This is a genomic window from Corynebacterium sp. MSK047 (assembly GCF_030232285.1).
GTDB lineage: Bacteria > Actinomycetota > Actinomycetes > Mycobacteriales > Mycobacteriaceae > Corynebacterium > Corynebacterium jeikeium_D.
In genome coordinates this window covers 13,125-36,362 of the sequence record NZ_JASPJI010000011.1, presented here as the reverse complement: position 1 = coordinate 36,362, position 23,238 = coordinate 13,125, and the positions used below count along the sequence as shown (strand labels likewise).

Annotated in this window: 17 protein-coding genes and 1 pseudogene; 3 read left to right on the top strand and 15 right to left on the bottom strand. The window is 56.7% G+C overall.

The window, feature by feature from the left end:
* Positions 1 to 36: 36 nt before the first annotated feature.
* The 8 genes and pseudogenes from QP981_RS05880 to QP981_RS05845 all read right to left on the bottom strand — a co-directional run bounded on the left by QP981_RS05880 (position 37) and on the right by QP981_RS05845 (position 11,903).
* Positions 37 to 1,773, bottom strand: coding sequence for a thiamine pyrophosphate-binding protein (locus QP981_RS05880; protein WP_284857629.1), 1,737 nt, complete (start codon positions 1,771 to 1,773; stop codon positions 37 to 39).
* 136 nt (positions 1,774 to 1,909) lie between these two features.
* Complete coding sequence (gene thrC / locus QP981_RS05875; RefSeq protein WP_284857628.1) at positions 1,910 to 3,358, bottom strand: threonine synthase; 1,449 nt, start codon at positions 3,356 to 3,358, stop codon at positions 1,910 to 1,912.
* 123 nt (positions 3,359 to 3,481) lie between these two features.
* Positions 3,482 to 4,726 (bottom strand): dicarboxylate/amino acid:cation symporter, encoded by a 1,245-nt coding sequence (locus tag QP981_RS05870; protein ID WP_284857627.1) that lies wholly within the window; start codon positions 4,724 to 4,726, stop codon positions 3,482 to 3,484.
* An 80-nt stretch (positions 4,727 to 4,806) separates the two neighbouring features.
* Positions 4,807 to 6,210 carry a branched-chain amino acid transport system II carrier protein gene (brnQ, locus tag QP981_RS05865; protein WP_284857626.1) on the bottom strand — a complete coding sequence of 468 codons (1,404 nt, stop codon included), beginning with the start codon at positions 6,208 to 6,210 and terminating at the stop codon, positions 4,807 to 4,809.
* 467 nt (positions 6,211 to 6,677) lie between these two features.
* The gene (ptsP, locus tag QP981_RS05860) at positions 6,678 to 8,369 is read right to left on the bottom strand and encodes a phosphoenolpyruvate--protein phosphotransferase (protein WP_070827462.1); all 1,692 of its coding nucleotides are present in this window, start codon (positions 8,367 to 8,369) and stop codon (positions 6,678 to 6,680) included.
* Positions 8,370 to 8,457: 88 nt separating this feature from the next.
* Positions 8,458 to 8,724 carry an HPr family phosphocarrier protein gene (locus QP981_RS05855; RefSeq protein ID WP_224433282.1) on the bottom strand — a complete coding sequence of 89 codons (267 nt, stop codon included), beginning with the start codon at positions 8,722 to 8,724 and terminating at the stop codon, positions 8,458 to 8,460.
* 177 nt (positions 8,725 to 8,901) lie between these two features.
* Positions 8,902 to 9,717, bottom strand: a pseudogene (locus QP981_RS05850) (PRD domain-containing protein); the annotation flags it as partial.
* Between the two features lie 65 nt (positions 9,718 to 9,782).
* Positions 9,783 to 11,903, bottom strand: coding sequence for a glucose PTS transporter subunit IIA (locus QP981_RS05845; protein WP_049189584.1), 2,121 nt, complete (start codon positions 11,901 to 11,903; stop codon positions 9,783 to 9,785).
* Positions 11,904 to 12,164: 261 nt separating this feature from the next.
* On the opposite strand from QP981_RS05845, the gene QP981_RS05840 reads away from it, so the two are divergent.
* Together QP981_RS05840 and QP981_RS05835 are read left to right on the top strand one after the other, a co-directional pair.
* Positions 12,165 to 13,082: a 2-dehydropantoate 2-reductase gene (locus QP981_RS05840; protein WP_284857625.1), complete on the top strand. Its 918-nt coding sequence runs from the start codon at positions 12,165 to 12,167 to the stop codon at positions 13,080 to 13,082.
* 52 nt (positions 13,083 to 13,134) lie between these two features.
* Positions 13,135 to 13,752: a DNA-3-methyladenine glycosylase I gene (locus QP981_RS05835; RefSeq protein ID WP_284857624.1), complete on the top strand. Its 618-nt coding sequence runs from the start codon at positions 13,135 to 13,137 to the stop codon at positions 13,750 to 13,752.
* Between the two features lie 83 nt (positions 13,753 to 13,835).
* Here QP981_RS05835 and QP981_RS05830 read toward each other — a convergent pair whose 3' ends face one another.
* The 6 genes from QP981_RS05830 to glnA all read right to left on the bottom strand — a co-directional run bounded on the left by QP981_RS05830 (position 13,836) and on the right by glnA (position 20,566).
* Positions 13,836 to 14,495 carry a YtxH domain-containing protein gene (locus QP981_RS05830; protein WP_284857623.1) on the bottom strand — a complete coding sequence of 220 codons (660 nt, stop codon included), beginning with the start codon at positions 14,493 to 14,495 and terminating at the stop codon, positions 13,836 to 13,838.
* Positions 14,496 to 14,804: 309 nt separating this feature from the next.
* A complete protein-coding gene (locus QP981_RS05825) occupies positions 14,805 to 15,095 on the bottom strand; it encodes a PspC domain-containing protein (RefSeq protein ID WP_070438601.1) in 291 nt (96 codons plus the stop codon).
* Positions 15,096 to 15,147: 52 nt separating this feature from the next.
* Positions 15,148 to 15,342 (bottom strand): PspC domain-containing protein, encoded by a 195-nt coding sequence (locus QP981_RS05820; RefSeq protein ID WP_048732581.1) that lies wholly within the window; start codon positions 15,340 to 15,342, stop codon positions 15,148 to 15,150.
* A gap of 267 nt (positions 15,343 to 15,609) precedes the next feature.
* Entirely contained in the window at positions 15,610 to 16,407 is a 798-nt protein-coding gene (locus QP981_RS05815) for a TIGR02391 family protein (protein ID WP_070438598.1), read from the bottom strand.
* Positions 16,408 to 16,683: 276 nt separating this feature from the next.
* On the bottom strand, positions 16,684 to 17,913 hold the full coding sequence (locus QP981_RS05810) for a hypothetical protein (protein ID WP_141739576.1): 1,230 nt from the start codon (positions 17,911 to 17,913) through the stop codon (positions 16,684 to 16,686).
* Positions 17,914 to 19,129: 1,216 nt separating this feature from the next.
* Complete coding sequence (gene glnA, locus QP981_RS05805; protein WP_048732575.1) at positions 19,130 to 20,566, bottom strand: type I glutamate--ammonia ligase; 1,437 nt, start codon at positions 20,564 to 20,566, stop codon at positions 19,130 to 19,132.
* Positions 20,567 to 20,970: 404 nt separating this feature from the next.
* Here glnA and QP981_RS05800 point away from each other — a divergent pair, with 404 nt between their 5' ends.
* Positions 20,971 to 21,489: an RDD family protein gene (locus tag QP981_RS05800; RefSeq protein ID WP_016423046.1), complete on the top strand. Its 519-nt coding sequence runs from the start codon at positions 20,971 to 20,973 to the stop codon at positions 21,487 to 21,489.
* Between the two features lie 2 nt (positions 21,490 to 21,491).
* On the opposite strand, the gene QP981_RS05795 is transcribed toward QP981_RS05800, so the two are convergent.
* Positions 21,492 to 23,111 (bottom strand): aspartate:alanine exchanger family transporter, encoded by a 1,620-nt coding sequence (locus QP981_RS05795; protein ID WP_284857642.1) that lies wholly within the window; start codon positions 23,109 to 23,111, stop codon positions 21,492 to 21,494.
* Between the last annotated feature and the right edge of the window lie 127 nt (positions 23,112 to 23,238).

Here is a 23,238-nt window from a genome sequence, read left to right as displayed (position 1 = left end):
CGGGGCCTAGATGGCCCCGATCATGCCTGCGGCAAACTACCTTTGTGCCTTAGCCAGAACTTCCTTCACGAAGTCCGCGACCACCAGCCGTGAGACCTTGAAATCAATTACGGCAACGGAAGCCTCATCGGAGTTGGAAACGTCATGGAAGTAGGCGTCGAGTTGGGCAAAGTCCTCAGGTTCGCCGACACTGAAACCGTGAGCGCCATAGGCACGTCCGACTGCGGCGAAGTCGTAGTCGGCAATCTCCATGGACGAGGTGTCCAACCCGACATCGCCAAACTGGTGCAGCTCCGCGCCATAGGCAGCATCGTTAATGAACACCACGCAACCGCCACGACCACGCCGCAGCTGCTCAATCGCCGCAGGTAAATCCGCAATACCCATCGTGCCGCCACCGTCACCGGCGACTAGCACGCAATAGTCCTTGGGGCGTGCCGCCGCGAGGCCGACAAGTGACCCCATGCCCAAACCAATTGACTGAATCGCCGTGCCCACAATCACTTGCTGCTGCGGACCAGGCACATCAAGATATTTCGGAACCCACCCCAGGAAATGGCCACCGTCAGTACACACAGCGCGCTGATTGGGCAGGATACGATTCAGATACTGCAGGCACGCCCGCGGATCCAACCGGCCATCCGCGCACGTCAGCGACTCGACCTCCGCTGTCGTCGGCAGTGTCTTCAACTCCGCACGCCATGTGCTTGACGACGCCCCCCGGGACTTCTCCAGCTGCTCTGCCAGTACGGGCAGAAGTTCCTCCAACTTAGCCAATAGCGGTGTCACCGACGGCTGAGCAGCGGGATGGGGCTCGTCGACAACCTGGATAATCTTCGCGTCCGGTGCAAACATGTTGCCGCCACTGTTTTGGAAAGCGTTGAAGCTTGCTCCCAGGAACAGCACCACATCGGCCTGTCGAGCTAGCTCCACCTGCCACGCGTGCGCAAAACCGCCCACGGTGCCAATCTGCCACGGACTGGAAAGCACATGACGAGCCATCGCTGAGTGCATAAACAGTGCCCCCGCACCGTCCCCGATGCGGCGAACTAGATCTGCGGTACCAGAGAGCAACACACCTCTACCAGCAATAATGAGTGGGCGACGGGCAGTTTGCAGTTCCTCGGCCAGCGACGTGACAGTTGACTCCAGCCATTCTGGTCGGCCCGTGTGCAGATGTTCCTGGTTAGCCGACTGTGTTTCAGATGCAGATGCCGTTATCGGTGCTTCTTGGATGTCATAGGGGAGCAGCAGCACGACAGGCTGCCGAGAGCTCAGTGCGTGCTGAACCGCAAAGTTTGCGTCGTCAAGCGCGGACTCGGTAGTGACAGTGCGATGACAGACATCGAGTGCGTCGAGGAGCGCCGCCTGATTAAGGTCAAAGGGACGTGGGCGTTCCGGGTGCGTGCCGACGACAAAAATTAGCGGAATACGGGCTACTCGAGCCTCGGCCAGAGTGGTTAGCGCATTGGTGAATCCTGCGCCGCAAGTGGCGGTCGCGATAGCAAGCCCACCGCCTGCGCGGTGGAAGGCATCGGCGGCCCCGACAGCAGCCGATTCGTGTCGGACGGAGGAGTAGCCGAATCCCGATTCAGTAAGGGCTGACGTGAAGTGGGAGTTCGCGTTGCCGATGAGACCGAAGCAGTGGTCGCAGTGCTGGGCCAGTGTGTCGGCCAGCGCCCGCGAGACCGTGGTGGTCTTTTGGGAACCTTCCAGCGGGGAAGATGCGGGCGCGTGGGGCATAGGACGGCTATTAACTCGAGTGAAACTCATGTGAACAATTGTGAGGTAATCACGGGGGTAATAACAGCCCTATAGTCCAAGATAATGCCGTTTGCCCTTAAAAAAGAGGGCACTCTTCCACATTGCCGCTGCGCGGATGGGGGGGGACGTTGGGCTATGCCCGGTTTTAAGCCACGTTGTCGTCGATGAACTTCTTCACCACATCGACATCATTCGGCAGCTCGGTAACGCGGCGCGGGGCATTCATGATGTCCGCGAAACGCTCCGGGCAGTCCGGCTCGCGTCCGGTGGCCTCCAGGATGGTCTCGGAGAACTTTACCGGCAGAGCGGTCTCCAGGCAGACAATTGGGGTGGATACCTGGTCTACCAGGCCGCGGGCGACGTGGATGCCGTCAGCGGTGTGCGGATCGACCATGACCTCTAGGCGCTCCCAGCAGTCCTTGATGGTCTCGACGCGGTCAGCGTGAGTCGAGCGACCGGAGAGGAAACCGTACTGGGCAGAAGCCTCCGGGAAGATCGGATCAGCAGTAAGAGAGAAGCCGCCCTCCTTGACCTTGACACCAAAGAGGTCTGCAGTGCGCTCAGCATCGCGCCCCAGCAGATCGAAGATGAAACGCTCGAAGTTAGACGCGCGGGAGATATCCATCGATGGGGAAGAGGTAGCCTGCGTCTCCGCAGCGTTGCGCACGCGGTAGGCACCCGTGCGGAAGAACTCATCCAAGACATCGTTTTCATTGGTAGCCACAATTAGTCGGTCAATTGGCACACCCATCTGGCGCGCAATATGGCCGGCGCAAATATCACCGAAGTTGCCGGTCGGCACACTGAAGCTGACCTTCTGCGCGTTGTTCGCCTCAGCACCGTTGCCGCCAGTGACACGAATCCACGAGGAGACGTAGTACACGATCTGAGCCATCAGGCGAGCCCAGTTAATCGAGTTGACTGCACCAATGTGGCGGCTGGCCTTGTACTCCAAGTCACCGGAGACGGCCTTAACGATGTCCTGGCAATCGTCGAAGACACCGTCGAGGGCGACGTTGTGAATGTTGGCATCCTGCAGACCAAACATCTGAGCCTGCTGGAAAGCGGTCATTCGACCAGCCGGAGTTAGCATGAACACGCTGATTCCCTCACGGCCGCGCATTGCATACTCGGCCGAGGAACCCGTGTCACCAGAGGTGGCGCCGAGGATGTTCAGGGTCTCGCCACGACGAGCCAGCTCATACTCGAAGAACTCACCGAGCAGCTGCATCGCCATATCCTTGAATGCCGCTGTGGGGCCCATGGACAAGTGACCGATGTAGAGCTGATCTTCCAGCTTCGTCACCGGCACAATATCCGGATCGGAGAACTTCGGGTAGGTGTACGCCCGTGCACAGATACCGCGCAAATCCTCCAGTGGAATGTCGTCCACAAAAAGGCTGACGACCTCTGCAGCCAAGGCTGCGTAACCGTCGTCGACAAGCACGGAGCGCCAACGCGTCAAAGTGGCATCGTCAACCTGTGGGTACTCGACCGGCAGGTAGAGGCCACCGTCGTTAGCGAGACCTCCCAGGAGAATGTCTGAGAACTTGTGCGGCGTGCGCTCTGGGTCGCGAGTCGAAATGAAGTCCAAGGCGGGCCCCTTACATGTATGCCAACACCCGCCGCATCGGCCCGAAGGAAGGCCTTTTGAAAGATTGCGACGGGGTTGACCGGTGGATGTTTTCTTTAATTTTTACATATGCACCGAAGCCAGTTAGGCCTCGGTTGTGGAAGATGCGGAATTGGCCTCTTCAGCGTCGAAGCTGAGCTCTTCGGAACGGTCGATGACATCATCCTTGGCAAAGCGGTTAACAATCATGGCAATTGCGCCGTCACCAGTGACATTACATGCGGTACCGAAGGAGTCGATGGCGATGTAGGCGGCAATCATCAAAGCGACCTGCTCCTGATCGAAGCCCAGCATGGACTGCAGCACTCCGACCGCGGCCATAATTGCGCCACCTGGAACGCCCGGAGCCGCGATCATGGTGATACCCAAAGTGAGGATGAAGCCGATGGCCATGCCCGGCGAAAGCGGCTTGTCCGCCATGAACATCACCGCAAATGCGAACAGCGTGATTTTCATCATCGAACCGGCCAGGTGGATGGTTGCGCACAGCGGCACGGTAAAGCCAGCGACCTTCTCCGAGACACCATTCTTCAGCGCGGCCTTGTACGTCACCGGAATGGTAGCGGCCGAGGAGGAGGTACCGAGTGCGGTGGCGTAAGCCGGCAGCATGTTCTTCAGGGACGTCCACGGGCCACGGCCAGCGATGGCGCCAGCGATGGAGAACTGGATTGCCAACAGGAGCACGGTGCCGATGACTGCCAGCAGCAGCACCTTGAAGAACATCGACAGCGTCGTGGTCAGGTTGCCGTTCATGCCCATAGACAGGAACATGCCGAAGATGTAAATCGGCAGCAGTGGGATGATAAACGCGGAGATGATCTTCATAATCACGTCGCGCAGCTGAGTTGCACCACGGTAGAGCGAGTCTGACTTCACGGTGGTCATCGCCACACCGACCGTGAAAGCCAGCAGCAGGGCGGTCATGACGTCAAACGGCGGTGGCATCTCCACATTGAAGAAGCTCTCCAGCGCGCCCTCATCAATATCTACCGATGCGCCGGCCTGATCAGCGCCGAGCAGCCAAGGGTAGAGCCCCTGGGTGGCGGCGTAGGCCAACAGACCCGAAAACACCGTCGAGCCGTAGGCGATAGCAGTGGTAATACCCAGCCACTTTCCGGCGCCGCGGCCCAAGCTGGCAATCGCCGGCGTGATGAGGGCAAAAATCAGCACCGGGATAAAGAAGCCCAGGAAGTTACCAAAGAGGCCATTGAAAGTGACAAAAATTCGAGCCAGCCATTCCGGGAAGAAAAAGCTGCAGACAATGCCCAGAATAATCGCGACAATAACGCGGAAAAGGAGCGTTTGCGTAAAACGCATTCGGGTACTCATAGTCAATCCTTGTTCGGATGGAATTTACTTCTCTAGCGTGCGGTATTTACGTTATGCAACGCAAATAACCGGGTGTGGTTTTACGCCTTTTCGGCTACCTCTTCTGCAACGGATGCGTCGGCAAGCACACTCGCCGGGCGATTTGCGCGTTGCTTTCGCGTGACGACGTCAATTGCGTAACCAATCACCGTCGCTGCCAGAGTCGGCAGGAACCATCCGAACTCAATGGTCTGACCAGGTACGAGACTGAGGAAGTCCGCCAAAGCAGAACCACCGACACCCAAACCGGAGAGTACTGAGATACCCGACCAGATGGTGGCAACCCAGACGCCCAGGCGGTAGGTGTAATGCAGCTTGAAGGAGTAGGAAATGACCGGGTCGAGAAGAGTCAGTGCAATCAGAGTGATAGCCGGCGGGTAAATAAAGGTGATAATCGGCGCGGCAATCGCCAGTACCTGAGACAGCCCCTGTGTTGCCATTACGAAGGACATGACCGTGAAGATAATCGCCCAGGCCTTGTAACTGATGCCCGGAAGTAGCAGGTTGAAGAACTCGCTGGTGGCGGCAATCAGGCCGACAGCCGTGGTCATACATGCAAGCAGAACGATGAGGCCGAAGACGATCTGTCCGACCTGGCCCATGGCCAGTTTGGAAGCCTCTGCGAGAATGCCCGAGCCGTTATCGAAAGAGGCGGCATTCGGCAGCACCTGGCCGACGTAGCCCAGACCCAAGTAGATGATGGCCAGCAAAATGCCGGCGAACAGTCCTGAGATCATTGTGCCGCGAACCATTCGCTTGCCCTCTGGGACACCGCTGACGCGCAGGGCGGAAATCACAATAATGCCGAATGCCAGGCCGGCGATGGAGTCCATGGTGAGGTAGCCCTCGACCAGGCCGGAGGCAAATGGGGTAGAGGAGTACTTCTCAATTGGCGCAGCCGGAGCGGCATCGAATTTGAATGCCGACATTCCAACCAATACAACCAAGAGAATCAGCAGAGCCGGGGTGAGAATCTTGCCCAGTTTGGACACAATTTCATTCGGATTCCACGCAAGTGCTAAGGCGATACCGAAGAAAACAAAGTAGAAGGCCGCAGCGACGGCCAGTGAATCACTGCCGAAAATCGGCTGGACACCGGTTTCGTACGACACGGCACCGGTACGCGGCAGAGCGTAGAAAGCACCGATGGAAAGGTATGCGATTACCGGGAAGCCCAGGGAAAAGATGCGGCCTGCGCGAAACGCTAGGTCACGCAGGTTGTTGCCTGAAATGGCGATGGCGATGATGGCCAGAACTGGCAACGCCACACCGGTGAGCAGGAAGCCGGTGATTGAGGGGCCAAAATTGGTACCGGAATCCACTCCGAGCTTCGGCGGGAAGATGAGGTTGCCCGCGCCGAAGAACATCGAAAACAGCATGAGAGCTGTAACTACGATAATGGAAGCGAAAGACTTCGGGGACTCCACTCCGCTCGACTTGGTCATGAGAATTGTGTTCTTTCTAAATTAGTGTCGCCCGTAAGGTCAAGGGCGATGCTGCATGCTGCTGTGGCGACGCCGTTGTTGCCGGTGCTGCGGTGGCGCAAACGCCCGTTACAGCAGCGCAATTGCAGTTCGTGTGCCCATGTAGATGAAAGGCCACGATGTCGAAAACTGACACTCTTAATGTGAAATTGTGAATTTTCACGGGCTGGGTGGAGCCTGATGCGTGAATTAAGTTGCGGCTTGTATTATCCGTCTTTATTTGAATTATTAAGGGGCTTCGACGGCGTTGGTGGTGCCGACGAAGGCACTCTATTTATCCTAATGGGGCGTTCGAGAGAGGGAAAATCAAGAAATTTCCCAGAAAATTTGCTGCCTGTGATGGGGCAGCGAACATAAGAGAAAGAGCCTGGCGTACACGTTTACGCTGACAGCGTGTGTACGCCAGGCTTGGTGCTAATTCCGTCGCTCTACAGCAGATCCTTCACCTTCGGATCCACCAGCGCGGTCACTGCGGCCTTCGCATCGGCCGCAGTTTCGGCATCGACAGCGTATGCTGCCATCTGCTGGCAGGTAGCGCGGTCGTGGAGGCGGAGAGCGGCGCGGACGGCCGGCACCTTCTTGGAAGCCATGGACAGCGAGCTCACGCCGAGGCCCACCAGGACCAGTGCCAGCAGCGGGTCACCGCCGGCTTCACCGCAGACACTAATGGGCTTGCCGGTAGCATTGCCGCCCTTGCATGCGGACTTAATCATTTGCAGCACAGCCGGCTGCCATGGCGATAGGAGATCCGCCAGAGCCCCCTGCATACGGTCGGCCGCCATAGTGTACTGCGACAAGTCGTTAGTACCAATGGAGGCAAAGTCCACAATGGACAGTAGCTGCTTCGCACGAATCGCTGCTGCGGGGACCTCAATCATGATGCCGACCTTCGGCAGGCCACGCTCCCGTGCCTTGTCTGCAAACCACTTGGTTTCTTCGACCGTTGCAATCATCGGAGCCATAACCCGTAGGTCAGCCTTGCGCCCGGTGGCGTCAAACGCAGCGGCGAGTGCATCCAGCTGCGTATCCAGCAAATCTTCCCGAGCCTGCGACAGGCGCAGTCCGCGGCGACCCAGCGCCGGGTTTTCTTCCTCACCTAGGTCGGCAAAGCTCAGCGGCTTATCCGCACCCGCATCCAGCGTGCGCACAACCACGCGTCGCTCACCGAATGCCTTCAGCACACGAGTGTAGGTTTCCGTTTGTTCCTCCAAACTCGGAGCCTTGTCGCGGTCGAGGAAAAGGAACTCAGTACGGAACAGGCCGGTGCCCTCATTATCTTGCGCTGCTGCAGACTCACCATCTTCCGCCGTACCAATGTTGGCCAGCAGATTCACGGGGTACCCATCAGCGGTCTTGCCTGCGCCCACAGACTGCGCCAGGGCTGCTTCCCGGCGTCGAGCGCGCTCTTCCAACGCGGCGACCTCATCGGCGGTCGGATTCGCAATCACCTCACCGGCGCCGCCGTCAATGGCGACGAAGGTTCCGGCCTCAAGCTCCATGACGCCCTTCGCCTTAACGACGGCTGGAATGCCCAGCTGTGCTGCGAGGATAGCCGTGTGACTGGTCGGCCCGCCACCAGCGGTGGCAATGCCTACGACCAACTCGGGGTCAAGACCCACGGTTTCGGCGGGCGCGAGATCGTCGGCAAGCAGAATAGTTGGGGTGGAGACATCCGGGACGCCCGGTTTTGGCAGGCCACGCAGCTCGCAAATCGTGCGGTCGCGAACATCGTAGAGGTCGGTGACACGTTCAGCCATGTAGCCACCGAGACTGGTTAGGAGCTGCGCGTAGTCCTCAACGGCATCGTGAACGGCCTGGGTGACGCCGGAGCCTGCCTTGAGTTTCTTCACCACGGCCTTGGCGAGCGCCCTATCGGAAGCCAGTTGCGCAGTGGCCTCCAGAATCGGACGTGCCTGCGGGCTGGAGTGCTCAGCCTGCTTCTTCAGCGACTCTGCGACGTTGGCCATCGCCGCGCGGACGCGCTCACCATCGGCGACGGGATCGGTCGACGACGGTTCTTGAGTATCAACTCCCGGGGCGGGGAGTACCTTTACTACTTCAGCGCTGGCCGTACCGGTCGAGACACCGATGCCATAGATGACAGTGTGCTGCTCGTTCATTGCTTCTGATCTCCTTTTCGGGACCTCTGCGGGGATACTCGTCGGTCGTGGTGTGCCGTGGTGTTATCCAGGAGCGTTCTAGCTGGGCTTACTCGGCATCAAGGTCGCGCTCGAGCATGGCAGCAAGCTCGTCCAGAGCTGCAGCTGCGGAGTCGTCCTCGCAGCTCAGCGTGACTTCGTCGCCGTGCTTAGCGCCGAGGGTCATGACCTCCAGGATCGAGGCGGCATCGGCCTCTTCGTCGTCTAGGGAAATGACAATGTCGTAGTCGTACTCAGCAGCAGCCTGAGTGAACAGGGAAGCCGGGCGAGCGTGCAGGCCTACGGAGGAACCGATGGTAGCGGTACGAGTAATCATGGTTGAATCCTTTCGGGTCGAATATGTGAAATTTTCTGACTCAGGCACAGTGCCTGTACACCCCACCGCGGGTGCGCCGCCCGCTGGTGCTTGCTTGTCATCAACGTCGCGCACGCTCCGGGAAGCCCTGGAGACGGTGGGAGATACAGCCGCTGCCTGCACAATGCGTGCAATGTGCAGGGTGAGGTAGGAAACTTCGTCTTCCGTCAGCCCCGACCCCAGACGCAGTTCAATGACTGCGGAGATACGCTGTGCGCAGCGAAACGCCTCTGGGGCGGAGTCACGGATGGCCTGGCCAATAGCGGAGGAGTGATCTTTCAACTGCTCATGCTTGGCAATCCGGACGAACAAGTAGCGCAGGTGCGTGATGAAGCGCCCTACATTGACAGTCTCTGGCTCCAGCGTGATGCCAAAATCACTTTCAATGATCGTGAGCAGCTGCTGCAGGACGCCCGTCATGGTGTAGGTGAAGCTCAAATCACCCGTGGCAAACCCGGCGTTGACCAGGTGCAACGTAATAGCCACTGCTTCGGAACGGGGCAATGGCGCTATACGACGGTCATTGAGGGCGCGATTGATATGCGACAAAATCGCCTGCGCCTGCGCATATTCTTCACTATAAAGTTGGCTGACTTCTGCGAGCAGCGGGTAATCGGCTCGCTGCCCGTTAGCTGCCCTCATGATGGCGAAACCAATGTGATCGGCCAACGCCACAAGGAGGGAAGCGTTCTTCGTCATTGATTCCGGCAGGCCGGCTGCGGTTACCGCATCGGTCACAAGAGTCATGTGAGCCAGCGGAATTTCTGTGAGCATCGTGGCAATATGGTCCGGATCGCGGCCTTCTGCCGGGACGAAGATTCGGACTACTTTGCTCGAATCAACCGGCTGTCCCGGGCGAGCCTTGAACCCAATTCCGCGGCCGGTGATGATTTTTTCACCGGTCGCGTCCTTGGCCAGGACCACGTTGTTATTGAATACTCTCAGGATTTCCATGTCGGTAACCGTGAACTCCTCCATAAGTTGAGGGATTTCAGGCCGGTATGCCTTTTAGAAATCAATTATGGCTGAACTTCGATGACCGTGTCGCCGGCTTGGACGGAGATGCCGGTGACCGGGGAAACCTTGGTTAGCTTCTTGGTATTGGTGATGGTCATCAGTGTCGTGGTTGGGTAACCAGCTTCCTTGACCTTGTCGAAATCGACCTCGGCAAGTACATCGCCGGCCTCGACGTGCTGCTTCTTGGAAACCTGGACATCGAAGCCTTCACCGGCCATCTTGACTGTGTCGATACCGACGTGGACGAGTACCTCTACACCGTCATCGGTCTTAATACCGAAGGCGTGACCGGTCTTTGCCACAGTCATCAACGTGCCCGATACGGGTGCGACCACGGTAGAACTGGTCGGCTTGATACCGACACCGTCACCGAGAGCACCGGAGGCAAAGACCGCGTCGCCGGCCTCGGCAAGGCTGACAACCTCACCGGCAACCGGGGCCTGCACCTGTACAGGCTTGGTATCAACGGCAGTTGCGACACCACCGGCGCCAGCTGCCGCAGCAGCCGGTGCGGCAGCCTCGGCGTTGGTACCAGCGTCACCGGAAGCCTCAGCTGGAGCCGAATCGGAGCCACTGGTGGCAGCGTGTGGGGTGGCGTCGCTGGGTTCGTCGTCAAGCTCTGCGGCGCGTGCGGCCTCGGCCTCAGCCTTCTCTTCCGGCGTGCGGTAGTCGGTGAGAATGATGGCGAACATGGCGACGAAGAATGCCACGGCGACGGAAATCAGGTAGACCCACATCGGTTTGAACACGACAGTGGTGATGAGGGAGGTGAAGACGAAGGCGTTGGTTGTCACACCACCGAACGGAGCCGACAGGATGGCGATAGTCAGACCGCCGGCGAAACAGCCGAGCAGCATGCGCGGGTAAATCCGCTTGAAGCGCAGGTGAATACCGTAGAGGGACGGCTCGGAGATACCACCGAAGAGACCGGCAGCGAGTGCACCCGTTGCAGTTTGGCGCATCTGAGTGTCGTGGTCGCGCATGGAAAGAACCAGCACACCGGCAGTTGCTCCGAAGCAGGCGAAGTTCCAGGCACCCATCGGGCCTTGGATGAAGTCGTAGCCGAGAGTCTGGATATTGACCAGCATCAAGGCATTCAGCGGCCAGTGCAGACCAAGCGGTACCAGGAACGGGTAGAGCATCGGGATGAGAATTGCGAACACAAACGGTGCGTTCGAGTTCATCCATGCCAGGCCGGAGCCGATGCCGTTACCCAGCCAGATACCCAGCGGGCCAATGAGGAAAGCCGTCAGCGGAATCATGATCAGCATGGAGATAAACGGTACGAAGACCATCTGGACATTCTCCGGGAAGATTTTCTTCAACCCGTGGTAGACCACGGCCAGAATGGCGACCATGATCAACGGTACAAACACCTGTCCGCCGTAGTCATTGAGCTGCATTGGTAGGCCGAAGATGTTGGCGGTGAAAGTTTCGGTACCGAGTTCCTCGTTGACTGTCTTGATGGTGTCCGAGAAGCGATCGGTATCCTGCAGACTCATAAACTCTGGCGTCATTAGGGCAGCCATGATGGCTGCGCCCAGCCATGGATCTACCCGCAGCTTTTTCGCTGCGTTGTAGGCGACCATGATTGGCAGGAAGTAGAAGACGCTGCGCCACATGGCATCGACGAAAATCCAGGTGGCGGACTTATCCTCAGCGCGGAAGTCGACGATGTTCAGGCCGTCGAGTACAGCCGCAATCGCGATAATCAGCGATGCACCCAACAGCACGCCCAGGATTGGGCGGAAGGAATCCGAGAGGTACTCGAAGAAATTGTCCAGCCAGGAGTACTTGCCGCGTGCCTTCGAGCGAGCTTCTGCCTTAACGTCTGCGTCGGACTTAGTGGCGACTGCGCCGGCACCCTTCATTTCCGGTAGATGCTTAATTGCCGTGTACATCGATTCGACGCCACCGCCACAGATGACCTGGTAGCGGTTATCGCCCTGGTGAACGACACCGAGTACGCCCGGCACCTTGTCAATCTTGTCCTCGTTGATCTTGGAGACATCACCGAGTTCAAAACGCAGACGCGTCGCACAGTGCGTCATGCTTGTGATGTTTCCGGGTCCACCGAGGTTTTCAACTATTGCCCTCGCGCTGGAATCTTTTGACGACCCCATCGTGACCTTCCTTCACAGTAAACAGGGCCGTTAAACGCAAAAAGACCCGAGGCACCACAAACTGTGAGCCTCAGGTCTTGCCTCAAAAGAGTAACAACCCTGGGTTGATATCTATTAACTTCGACCCTACTCCGCTTTACATAGTTTTGACAAGGTAGTAATTCAAGCTCAAATTTCTCATTTGGGGATAGCCCGGATTGCCTGTGGACAACCGCATGCAACCTATTTCGCGCTCAGTGCGGAAGTCGTAAGGTGGCAGCTATGAGGATTGGAGTTTTAGGTGTAGGAGCTGTCGGCGGCTGGTTTGGCGGTCGCCTCGTGCAAGCGGGTTATGATGTCGTCTTTCTCGCCCGCGGCGAGACCCTGACACGTCTTCGTGAGGTGGGGCTCACGCTTATCGACGAGCACGGGGAACGCAGCATTATCCCCGTCAATGCAGCCGACAACTGGGGTGAGCTCACTGCCGATGGAGTCGATGTCGATGTTGTGATTGCGGCAACCAAGGCGCTGCCGGGCAACGATCCTTTCCCACAAGTTCCGGCTGGTGCAGCAGTGGTGATCACCCATAACTCGGTGGAAATCCCTTATTTGGCAGCGGGGCGGTTCGGTGAGGACAAGGTGTTCCCGGGTGTTATCCGCGGTTTCTTTATCCACACTGGCCCGGCAGAAGTCACCTTCCGACCAGGACCGATGAGCCTGAACATCGGCACATTCGATGGCTCCACTAATGACCTGGTCGGGGAAGTTATCGAGGCATTGCACACGGCTGGGCTCGGTGGCGAACAGCTCCCGGATATCTGGGTCGATATATGGGCAAAAGCGATGTTCGTGGCTAACCTCGGTGCACTAGGTGCCCTGGCTGATAGTCCGATTGGTTACTTGCGTTCGGAAATGCGCGACAGCTTGACGCGGATGTTTGAAGAAACCGAGGCAGTTGGTCGAGCCTGCGGCGTCGCGCTGCCAGAGGACATCGTGTCGCGGACCTTGGCCTTTACCGATGATCAGGGGGACGACAACACCTCGTCGATGCAGCGCGACTACACTGCGGGGCTTGCCAATGAACTCGATGCCCAGATTGGCGCGATCCGCCGGATGGGGCAGAAGGCGAAAGTGGAAACGCCGACGCTGGATCTGGTGTATGGCGCTCTGGTTGGGCGTCAACAGAAACACAAGAATTAAGAGCTGCGGTGCTCAGCTAAGTCAAACCGGAATTGGGGGATTGGAAAGACTGATGAAAATTGGATCGGACTACACGGAAAACAATGGGCTCATCATCGGTGAGGATGGATTGGCTCGACCGGCATGGGCTGCTCACAGCGAGCTGCTGAGAGACTACTACGACACCGAGTGGGGGATGCCGGTGCGCGATGAGCAAGGACTATTCGAACGGCTCAGCCTGGAGGTATTTCAGGCGGGGTTGTCGTGGGAGACAGTGCTGAAGAAGCGGCCCGCGTTTCAGGAAGCCTTTGCGAACTTCGACCCCGATGCGGTTGCTGATTTCGATGACGAAGATGTCGAAAGATTGATGAATGATGAACGAATCATTCGGAATCACAGGAAGATTACCGCGGTAATCAATAACGCCGCCGCTACTATTGCCTTGCGTGAAAACGGCGGCTTAGCCGAGTTGATGTGGTCGTTTAAACCGGAGAAGTCTCCCGAGCCACGTTCAATCGAAGAGGTGCCCAGCTACTCCGAGGAGTCCAAGGCGCTTGCCAAGGCATTGAAGAAAGCTGGTTTTAAGTTCGTAGGCCCCACCACGGTCTTTGCATCAATGGCTGCCGTGGGGATTGTCGATATCAACATTGTTGGCGCACATCGGCGCGGTGCCTCTGGCGTTTTTGGCTAGGGGAAAGGGGGATTTAACTAGCTAGGGGGAAAGAAAAAGAGCGTGCCACCCGGCACGCTCAAAATCTTTCGGTTCGTGTAGAACTACTTGTTCTCGTAGGAGTCGGAGTAGTTCTGGTCGTCCTCAGAGGTCCACTTCATGGTGTCCTTAGTGAACGGCTGCTCCCAGCCGTTTTCAATCTCCGACTCCGGAGCGGTCGGCAGACCAATCTCGTTTTCCAGTGCGCCGTTGGCAACCCAGGTCTCGCGAATCTTACCAATCAGCGGCTGTGCACCGTTGGTCTCCGGGGACTCAACGAAGGTGACGTTCTCGTATTCAGCGGCAACCGCGTCGCCGACCTTCTTAGCGGACTTGAACTCGCCAGCCTCAGAATCGTACGGGGAGGTGAAGGAAGAAGCTGCCTCGGTGATGGACTCAGGCAGGTCAGCCTCTGCCACATCCTCGCCAGCAGCGTCGCCCAGCCCCAGACCGTTCATAGCCTCGTTAGCCTTGTCCTTAGCGCCATCAGCAGCCTCGCCAGCCTTGTCCTTAGCGCCATCAGCAGTCTCGCCGGCCTTGTCCTTAGCTCCGTCCATAGCGTCGCCAGCCTTATCAGTGGCGTCGGTTGCTACCTGGCCCGCCTGATCCTTGGCGTTGTTAGCAGCATCCTGTGCGTCATCGGAAGAACATGCAGCCAGGCCGCCGAGAAGAGCGGCGGAGCCAACGATTGCGGTAGCGATACGGTTCATCTTCTTGTTCTGCATTTCAAAACCACTTTCTTGAGAGCTAACTAAGTTACCTATTCAATTATTGACATCTTCCACTATTTGTCCGAATTAAATTCAAAGAGAAATTGACAATTCTTTTGAATATCGGACATTCGAAGATGGTGTGGCTTCAAAGCCGTACAGAAAGAACACTAGGTAATTCTGGAGCCTGTGCAAGTCAAATGGCGCGAATCCGTGCACTCTATGCTCTATTTGTTACCGAATTTGCGTGATTGCGAAATTGGAATAGTGCTGGTGAGGGCGTTGCGAGTAACGGAAAGGTATCAATCTTATTAAGCTTGACGTTTATTGCTTATTTTCTTTCTCTGCGTGGTTGGAGCCGCGGGCATCGTCGTCAAGCGTGTACTCGCCATCTGGCAGGACGAACCAGGCCAAGAGGTAAAGAGCTAGGAACCCAGCGCCAATCTTCCAGCCAAGCATCGATCCAACGCAGGGAAGGATGATGTAGACCATTCGTGTGAAAGTGATATCCCAGCCTTGGCTTTCCGCGATTCCTGCGAGGACGCCACCGAGGAGGCGGTCATTACGCGAGCGGTAAATCTTCTTGGTGGATTTTTCGGGAGCGGCGTCGCTCATTAGATAAATACTCCAAGGTATGGCTATTTAAGTATATTTCGGTAGATCGCGCTTATACGTAAGTTTCCTTCGGCATGATGATCCATGCTGCGAGATAGAGAAGAAACTGCGGACCAGGCATCAGGAAAGACGCGACAAATATAACGCGCAGCAAAGTCGCATCCCAGTTGAAATACTCAGCGAACCCACCGAGCACACCGGCAACCATTTTGTTATTGGTGGAACGGGTCAGTGACTTGTTGTTCATAACAATCAAGGGTAGCCCCAATCCGTTTAGTTCGCATTGGTGCTAGCTCTACTAAATGTGCCGACTAAAAACAGCGTGTCCCAGCTAAAAACACCGCTACCGCAATACGGTTAGGTGGGGTAGTGGTGTGGGCGTCGTCAAGCGAGTTTTACTGGGCGCGGGCACATCTGAACAACTCCCTGACCTGAACGAACGTAAATCCGCAGGTCAGCATTTCCCAAGAAACCTTGTCGCCAATTCCCACGCCACCACCATCCAAGCCTCCCGTCAGTCCCGTGGAACAGCGTCGTCGAGTCGTCGGTGAACATACGACAGCAGCGAAAGCGCCTCGTACAATTCCGTTTCGGTGACGGTTCGGTTGAGCCTCGGTTGGTGGGCGGCAGGGTTGCGGTACAGGCCACCTATCGCGGTGACGAGGGTGCATAGCCCTGTCTGCTCGTTGCGCTCGGTGGGGTTGCTGAGGCCATTGATGGCGAGCACCCCGCTCTTGACGGACAATGCCTTCTCGGCCAGTTCGGCACCGTCACAGTCGAGTCCCACCATGTCCCGTAGTCGCTGGAAGACGGACTTTGACGCTTCCAGGATCGCGTGTAGAAATCCGTGGCGAAGAATCTCCTCCTCGCAGTGGGCGAGGACTTTTTCGTGGGTGCCGCGACGGGTGAGTTCTTCGCGCACGGTATTAGTTAGCCGCTGTACGTCCGACAGCGACGACGCGCCCTTGGTCCGCACAACCTTGCCAGAGGCGCCTACTTTGAGGCCGTGGAGCACGAGTACGGGGCGAACGAGTCTGCGTCGCGTGTCGAACAGTTCCGGGTCACTCACGTAGCGGGCGGGGTCGAAAGCATGAGTGAGAAACGTGACTATGCGGTCAGCGTTTCTTCGGGTGTTTTGGGAGTGGGTAAAAGAGGCTTCCAGGCGTTTCCACTTCGTGATTTCACCGGGGTCGAACATGTTGAGCTGTTGGAGTAGATGTCCGATTTCACTACCCGTGAGTCCGTGCTCAGTGTGTCCAATGGCCTTGGCTAGTGCGGTGAGTGTCGCGGGAGGGAAAGAGTTAGTGGTCATGGGAGACAAGTTTAGGAGGCGTGGGGGTTGGCGAGGGTGGGCGCAGGGGGCAGTAAACTCTCTGACCTCTACCTGCGCAGCCCCTCCAGGAACCTACCCCGTAGCATCAAGTTTGCTACCCCGCGGTGGGGCATCGCCCCAAGCCAGTCGTAGCCTAATCTGCGACCCGCTACGGAACTCAAGGCCGTCTTCCGCGGCCTGTGCCACGTTAGATCGCTCATCGCCAAACTGAATCGAAGCCCCTTGCGATGGCTAACTTGAAGGACAAGAATCAACCTAGTTTAAATTGGCACCAACCCGGTTAATATTGGCTAAATAGAAGAGGCCGTCTTTTTTGGCTTCCTTCTTCCGGTTTTGTCGTTCCTGGAAGCTCTTTATCCCAGAATCCATCCCCTTCTTGGTAAGAGGGAGTCCTGCTACTGCACTGCCAAGGAGACTAGCGCCCTGCATGAGTGGTGAACTTGTCAATTGTTCAATGTTTGCGACTGTGAACATCAACGCACCATTTGCAGCGAGTCCCGCAGCCCCCTTGGAAGCTGCGATGACTCCATCTTTGACGGCACCTAGTCTACTGTCGTAAACCGCCATTTCCAGCTCCTGCACATGCGGTAAAACATCGTCGAACCACAGTTGTTCGATTTCTTCATCAAGGTTTTCGCTGAAAATCTCTTCGTGGAGCTTTGTATTCAGACTCTTCACGCTTTGTCGGTACTGATGAAGGCGAGGTTCAATTTGATTTCGCACGTCGAGAATGACGGGCACTGGTGCCTCCGACAGGTTTGGCAGAGAGATAGTCATTTGAGTTCCCAGCTTGGTGGTTCTGATGTTGTCCTTCCTGAACTTGGGAATGTTTAGATGCCCCTCGTTGTGCATTGCTTTGTATAAATCGTGCATCATGGGGTCCATAAGGATCGCTGAACCCGATGTGTTGAGGGATTTTGCAAGAAATTCCGCTTTGGTTTTTAGGTTGTCAGACTCGAACAGTTGATAAAGCTCGTTCGTCCATTCGTCATCAAATGTCAGGATGCCCGCTTTTTCGGCAGCGTCGATTTCTTCGCCACCCGCGGACTTCCACATGTCGTTGAAGTTTCTACGAACGCCTTCGGTCATTTCACGAAGAATTGGATGAAGTTGATTCCACACTTTGCGCTGTTCAGCGAATTGGGGCCCCTTCCTCCAAGTTTTTCTATTCACACTTTCTTTTTGGCTTTCGATTTGCTCCAACACGTCAAACACACGTTCAAACTGTTCCATTTGTTCGGCAGACAGAGCACCAGCCTCAAACATTTGGTTGAAGAAAAATGCAATGAGCATGGTGTCGTCCAAGTCATTGAGCCTCAAGAATTGATGCAAAAGGGTAGTTCCCAGCGAAAGAACTGAAATGTGGTCTGCGTACAGGAGGCCTGATCGAATCAACCTGAGATCGTCACTTACTTCAGACGGACTCCCACCGAGGGAGCCGACACCTGCGATGATGGTTAAGTCTGGAATGGTCGTCTTCGACAAGGACTTAAATTTAGCCAATTTCTCTTCCGATTCTGTAGCACTTTCACCCGAGTATAAGGCGCATAAGTGCGCGGGGATCTGGAACACACAGCGCGCTTGATTACAGAAAATGGCGTGGCCCGAGCGTGTATAGAGTGGGCGACTTTGATTATCCTCCGGGGACGAGAAAGCCCCTGCCAAGAGAGCATATGAGTGCTTCACTGGCACGGATGTGAGAAGTCGCGGATGGCCTCTTCTTCGGTCTCGACGATACGGACCTCTTCAAGCTGTGGGAACTCGTTCTTAATCCAATTGACAGCCTTCTGGAGCGAAGCTAAGAAATTCCAGATGCATGCTCTCCAGAATCAATCAAAACGCCTCGGCGCGGGCTCTCGAGGCGCCATTTCCGAGGGGTATGTCGTACCACCATACGGAAAAACCACAGCGTAGGGGGCGTTTACGCAGTTTTCATCACGCCATTTCTGCTTTACGACGGTCACAGCGACAGAGCCCAATTTCCGTCAATAAGTTGCCCGTAATAACTACTTCGACATGCACAATTGATACTTTTTGAGAACGATTACAGATGAGTGAATTATCCTCCCACGCATCAACGTTTATGAACTTTGTCACATGTCATTAAGTTGCGACACATTTCTGGTTCAACGGGCGTGATTGCCTGGCATTCTACCTTCGCAGCATGCCCCATCCGCTCTTGGTGTCCGCCCCCTTGCGGTGTCCCTCGCATCCGTCCCTCGTGTTGTCCCTAGCGCCCCTCGCACTTATGGCCAGTTTTCTGGCACTATCGATGATTTTCCTTCACTTATCGACGATTTTTCATCACTTATCGACGACTTTCCGGCACTTATGCGCACGGTATCCTCCCCACCCTGTCACTTGTCGATGCGCTGTTCACTTATGGCCACGCTATAGCGCATCGACAAGTGAATACTGCATCGATAAGACTGGGGCGGAGAGTGTGCAACTCTACTCGTGCAGGAGTCGCGGCCCTTTTGTGGTGGTGTATGGCCCTGTTCAGGGAAGTGGCCCGGAACCGCACACAAATTCGTGCTCACATACGCGCGCGTATGCGAGCCCAGGCACCCGCAGCCAGCATGACCGCAATGAAAAACCGCCTGACCACATTAACTGTGGTCAGGCGGCATCTAACAAGCTCGTTGGGCGGCCATGAGGAGCAATGGGGGCTGCTCGCTGTGGCCGTCGTGAAGCGAAAACTTTAGCAGTCGTAGTACATTTCGTATTCCTGCGGAGTGGGGCGCAGGCGAACCGGCTCGATCTCGTTTTCGTACTTGTAGTCGATGTAGGTCTGGATGAGGTCCTCGGTGAAGACATCGCCCTCGAGCAGGAACTCGTGGTCATTGCGCAGGGCCTCGAGTGCGGCCTCGAGAGAGGTCGGAGCCTGCGGGATGTCGGCAGCTTCCTCCGGCGGGAGCTCGTAGAGATCCTTGTCAACCGGAGCGTGCGGCTCGATGCGGTTCTTCACGCCGTCCAGTCCGGCCATCATCATGGCAGCGAAGCCAAGGTACGGGTTGCCCGACGGGTCCGGGGCACGGAACTCGATGCGCTTTGCCTTCGGGTTGGAGCCGGTGATCGGAATGCGAACAGCGGCAGAGCGATTGCGCTGCGAGTAGACCAGGTTAATCGGAGCCTCGAAGCCCTTGACCAGGCGGTGGTAGGAGTTCAGGGTCGGGTTGGTGAAGGCCAGTACCGCACCTGCGTGGTGCAGGATGCCGCCGATGTACCAGCGAGCGATGTCCGACAGGCCTGCGTAACCGGCCTCATCGTGGAACAGCGGCTTGCCGTCCTTCCATAGCGACTGGTGAGCGTGCATGCCCGAGCCGTTGTCGCCAGCCAGCGGCTTCGGCATAAAGGTGACGGACTTGCCCTCTTCCCAGGCGGTGTTCTTGATGATGTACTTGAAGGTTTGCAGGTCGTCTGCAGCGTGCAACATCGTGTTGAACTTGTAGTTGATCTCCTGCTGGCCACCAGTGCCGACCTCGTGGTGGGCGCGCTCCAGGTCGAAGCCGGCGTCAGCGAGCTTCAGGCACATCTTGTCGCGCAGGTCCTGGTAGTGGTCGTACGGAGCGGTAGGGAAGTAGCCGCCCTTCAGACGGGTCTTGTAACCCAGGTTTGCAGAGCCGTCCGGGTTCTGGTCCTTGCCGCGGTTCCACCAGCCTTCGATGGAATCAACTTCGTAGAAGCCGCGGTTGGTGTCGGTCTCGAACTTGACGTTGTCGAAGATGTAAAACTCCGCCTCAGCGCCGAAGAAGCAGGTGTCGGCGATGCCGGTAGAGATGAGGTATTCCTCCGCCTTCTTCGCGACGTTACGCGGGTCGCGGGAGAACGGCTCGAGGGTAAACGGATCGTGGACGAAGAACTTGACGTTCAGAGTCTTTGCCTTGCGGAACGGGTCAATGCGCGCGGTGCTCAGGTCGGGCAGCAGTGCCATGTCGGACTCGTCGATGGAAGTGAAACCACGAATCGAGGAACCGTCGAATGCCAGGCCTTCGGCCATCGCGTCCTCGTCAAATGCGGATGCCGGGATGGTGAAGTGCTGCTCGATGCCGGGAACATCCGTGAAGCGGACGTCTACGAACTCGACGCCCTCTTCCTTGATATACGCGACTACTTCCTCGGGAGTTTTGAAGGACATGTGCGGTCTCCTTAGTTGGCCTTGTTTAGTACGCAGCAGGGAATTCTTGCACGCTGTTTCGTGCACCTGCCGCGCTGTCAAGGACTGGCCGGTTGACGCCTTCAAGCTTAACGAACCACGCATTCATTCTGGAATTAGAACCACGAATTTCTGGCATGGCGCGTGAGGAATTCGCCAATACGGAATGGGTTACGCAAATAGGGAGTAAGTTATCTGTTTGTGGAAACACGGCAATATCCTGCGCATTCGCGTCACACACGCTTTACGACGCGCCTTTAGCTCCCATGCTGATAAGAAAATGGAAAAGGCGACGCAACATCGCCCCCGGATTACCCCCGCACGCGCTGAATGGCTGTCCCAGCCCGTGATTTGATAGCCGGATTGCTGCATTAGACTATGAACCCATGGAAGAAAAGCACAGTTGGCTAGATGGCCCTCAGATTCCGGGAGAGTTCGATAATCCGGACAAGCTCTCGGACTATCCCGGCCAGGCATTGGGTCTTGCCCCCGATGGCCCAGGATCGCAAGCGACGTTGATGCGTCGCGTCGGCGGCATTCTCATTGACTGGATTATTTCCTTGATGATTGCCGGCGCTTTTTCGATGTTCTTCGGCCCGAGCGAGGCGCAGATTGACCAGTTCGGGGATTCGTTTATCGCCTGGCAGTCATTCCTTGCGACCTATTCGCCAGTTGTCTTCCTCATTATTGGCACGGTGTCGGTTTGGCTGTTCGCCCGCACTCCGGGCCAGTGGATGATGAAGATGGGTGTCGCTCGCGTGGACAAGCCCGGCGAGCGAGTTGGCTTTGTTCGTGCCTTCTTCCGCAGCTTGCTTACTCTTTTCTTGCTGCCGCCAGCAATCACCGACTCGGATATGCGCGGCATGCACGACCGTGCCACTGGCACGGCCGTCATTTTGGGTTAGCGCTATAGCACCAACACGACCAGGACCTGGGCGAGAATAATCTTCATGATCATGGCCATTGGATACACCGTTGTGTATCCCATTGCCGGCAACTCGTTCTTGGCCTGGTCGTTGACGTATGAGAGCACTGCCGGGTGAGTCTGCAAGCCCGAGAGGATACCCGCAGTTTGGCCGAATGGAATCTTCAGCACACGGTGACCGACAATGAGGGTCAACAGTGCGGAGCTAAACGCGATGATGGCGGCAAGACCCAGAACTGTCAGTGACGCCGGGTCAGACAACGCAGCCTGGAATCCCTTACCGGCAGTGGTGCCGATACCTGCCAGGAACAGTGCTAGACCCATGGTGCGGAACGCCAGGTTGGCCGAGTAGGGGATAGGCCAGACCAACGGGCCAGTGCGACCGACAGCACCCAGAATCAGCGCCACAACCAGTGGACCACCAGCGGACCCCAGGGCGAGCGAGCTGCCGCCCGGAAGCGGAATCTTGATGAGACCCACCAAGACACCCAGCGTAAGCCCAAGGGTGAGGGGCAAGAGGTTGACGTCGGAAAGCTTCTTGTAGGAGTCGCCGAAGAACTTTGTTGCGTCCTTGATTTTCTCTGGCGGTGCAACTACGCGGACGCGATCACCAAGCTCTAGGCGCATGTTTGGCTCTGCGACGATGTCGTGGTCGCCGCGGCGAATACGCGTAATGATTATGCCGTCCATGCGAGTCTGAAGTTCCGCAATGGGTACACCGACCACGTCAGATGCAGAGACGAAGATGCGACGGAAGTCCAGGCGACCGTCGTGTGTCGGATCACCCGGCATAAGCTCGCCAATGTACTCGGCGGCACGAGCAATTTCTTCCTCTGTACCGACGACGGAAATAATATCGCCGACGGAGACAGTGTCACCCGGAGACGGAATGTAGAGGTGGCCCTTGTACTCAATGCGCGAAACCGTAATGTCCAAACCGAACTTCGACGGAAGGTCAGTGATGGAAGGCAGGTCGTCCTTGAGAATCTTGATGTCCCGAGTATGTAGCGGAAGCGCGGCGACACCTGCGTCAATAGCTTCCTGGTCGTGATCGACGCGGAAGACCTTCGACATAATACCGATAGAGGCAATCACTGCCAGCACGCCGATTGGGTAGGCCAGGGAGTAACCAATCACCGGCATATCGTGGGCAGCGGCCAGCTCGCCCTTATCCGAAATGAGGCTAGGAAGAGCATCGACGATTGCGGCCATAGCCGGGGTGTTGGTCAGGGCGCCTGTGAAGGCGCCTGCGCCCTCCACCGGGTAGATAGGCAAAAACTTGATCAGCAAGAAAGACTCGATAGTGACAACTGCGAGCACACCAATGCCGAACAGGTTGTGCTTGATACCGCGCGAGCGTAACGAGCTGAAGAACTCGGGGCCCGCCTCCAACCCGATGGTGTAGACGAATAATGCCAGGCCCACGATGTAAATCAACGGGGAGATTTGAATTTCCGGCTCAATAGTCGCGAGGATAAGGCCGACGAAGAGGACGGCAGCCACGCCAAGCTTGAAGCCGAAGATCTTGATCTGGCCAATTGCCAGGCCAAGAAACAAAATCACTAGAAGCGCTAAGAGTTCATTTTCAGCCAAGAGTTGCACATATCCCATGGTGGCACAACTAGCAGTAATCTTCATTAAGCATTGTTTCCAGCAAGGATACGACCTTTGCTGACAGCGTGATAAGTGAGAGCAATCACTTCAACAAGACATCAATAACTGTGTGTGA

Coding starts and splice junctions, on each gene's coding strand:
- QP981_RS05880 (WP_284857629.1), bottom strand. CDS start 1,773: ATGAGTTTCACTCGAGTTAATAGCCGTCCTATGCCCCACGCGCCCGCA.
- glnA (WP_048732575.1), bottom strand. CDS start 20,566: ATGTCCTTCAAAACTCCCGAGGAAGTAGTCGCGTATATCAAGGAAGAG.
- QP981_RS05825 (WP_070438601.1), bottom strand. CDS start 15,095: ATGAGCGACGCCGCTCCCGAAAAATCCACCAAGAAGATTTACCGCTCG.
- QP981_RS05845 (WP_049189584.1), bottom strand. CDS start 11,903: ATGGGGTCGTCAAAAGATTCCAGCGCGAGGGCAATAGTTGAAAACCTC.
- brnQ (WP_284857626.1), bottom strand. CDS start 6,210: ATGACCAAGTCGAGCGGAGTGGAGTCCCCGAAGTCTTTCGCTTCCATT.
- QP981_RS05870 (WP_284857627.1), bottom strand. CDS start 4,726: ATGAGTACCCGAATGCGTTTTACGCAAACGCTCCTTTTCCGCGTTATT.
- QP981_RS05840 (WP_284857625.1), top strand. CDS start 12,165: ATGAGGATTGGAGTTTTAGGTGTAGGAGCTGTCGGCGGCTGGTTTGGC.
- QP981_RS05830 (WP_284857623.1), bottom strand. CDS start 14,495: ATGCAGAACAAGAAGATGAACCGTATCGCTACCGCAATCGTTGGCTCC.
- QP981_RS05820 (WP_048732581.1), bottom strand. CDS start 15,342: ATGAACAACAAGTCACTGACCCGTTCCACCAATAACAAAATGGTTGCC.
- QP981_RS05800 (WP_016423046.1), top strand. CDS start 20,971: ATGGAAGAAAAGCACAGTTGGCTAGATGGCCCTCAGATTCCGGGAGAG.
- ptsP (WP_070827462.1), bottom strand. CDS start 8,369: ATGAACGAGCAGCACACTGTCATCTATGGCATCGGTGTCTCGACCGGT.
- QP981_RS05815 (WP_070438598.1), bottom strand. CDS start 16,407: ATGACCACTAACTCTTTCCCTCCCGCGACACTCACCGCACTAGCCAAG.
- QP981_RS05855 (WP_224433282.1), bottom strand. CDS start 8,724: ATGATTACTCGTACCGCTACCATCGGTTCCTCCGTAGGCCTGCACGCT.
- QP981_RS05835 (WP_284857624.1), top strand. CDS start 13,135: ATGAAAATTGGATCGGACTACACGGAAAACAATGGGCTCATCATCGGT.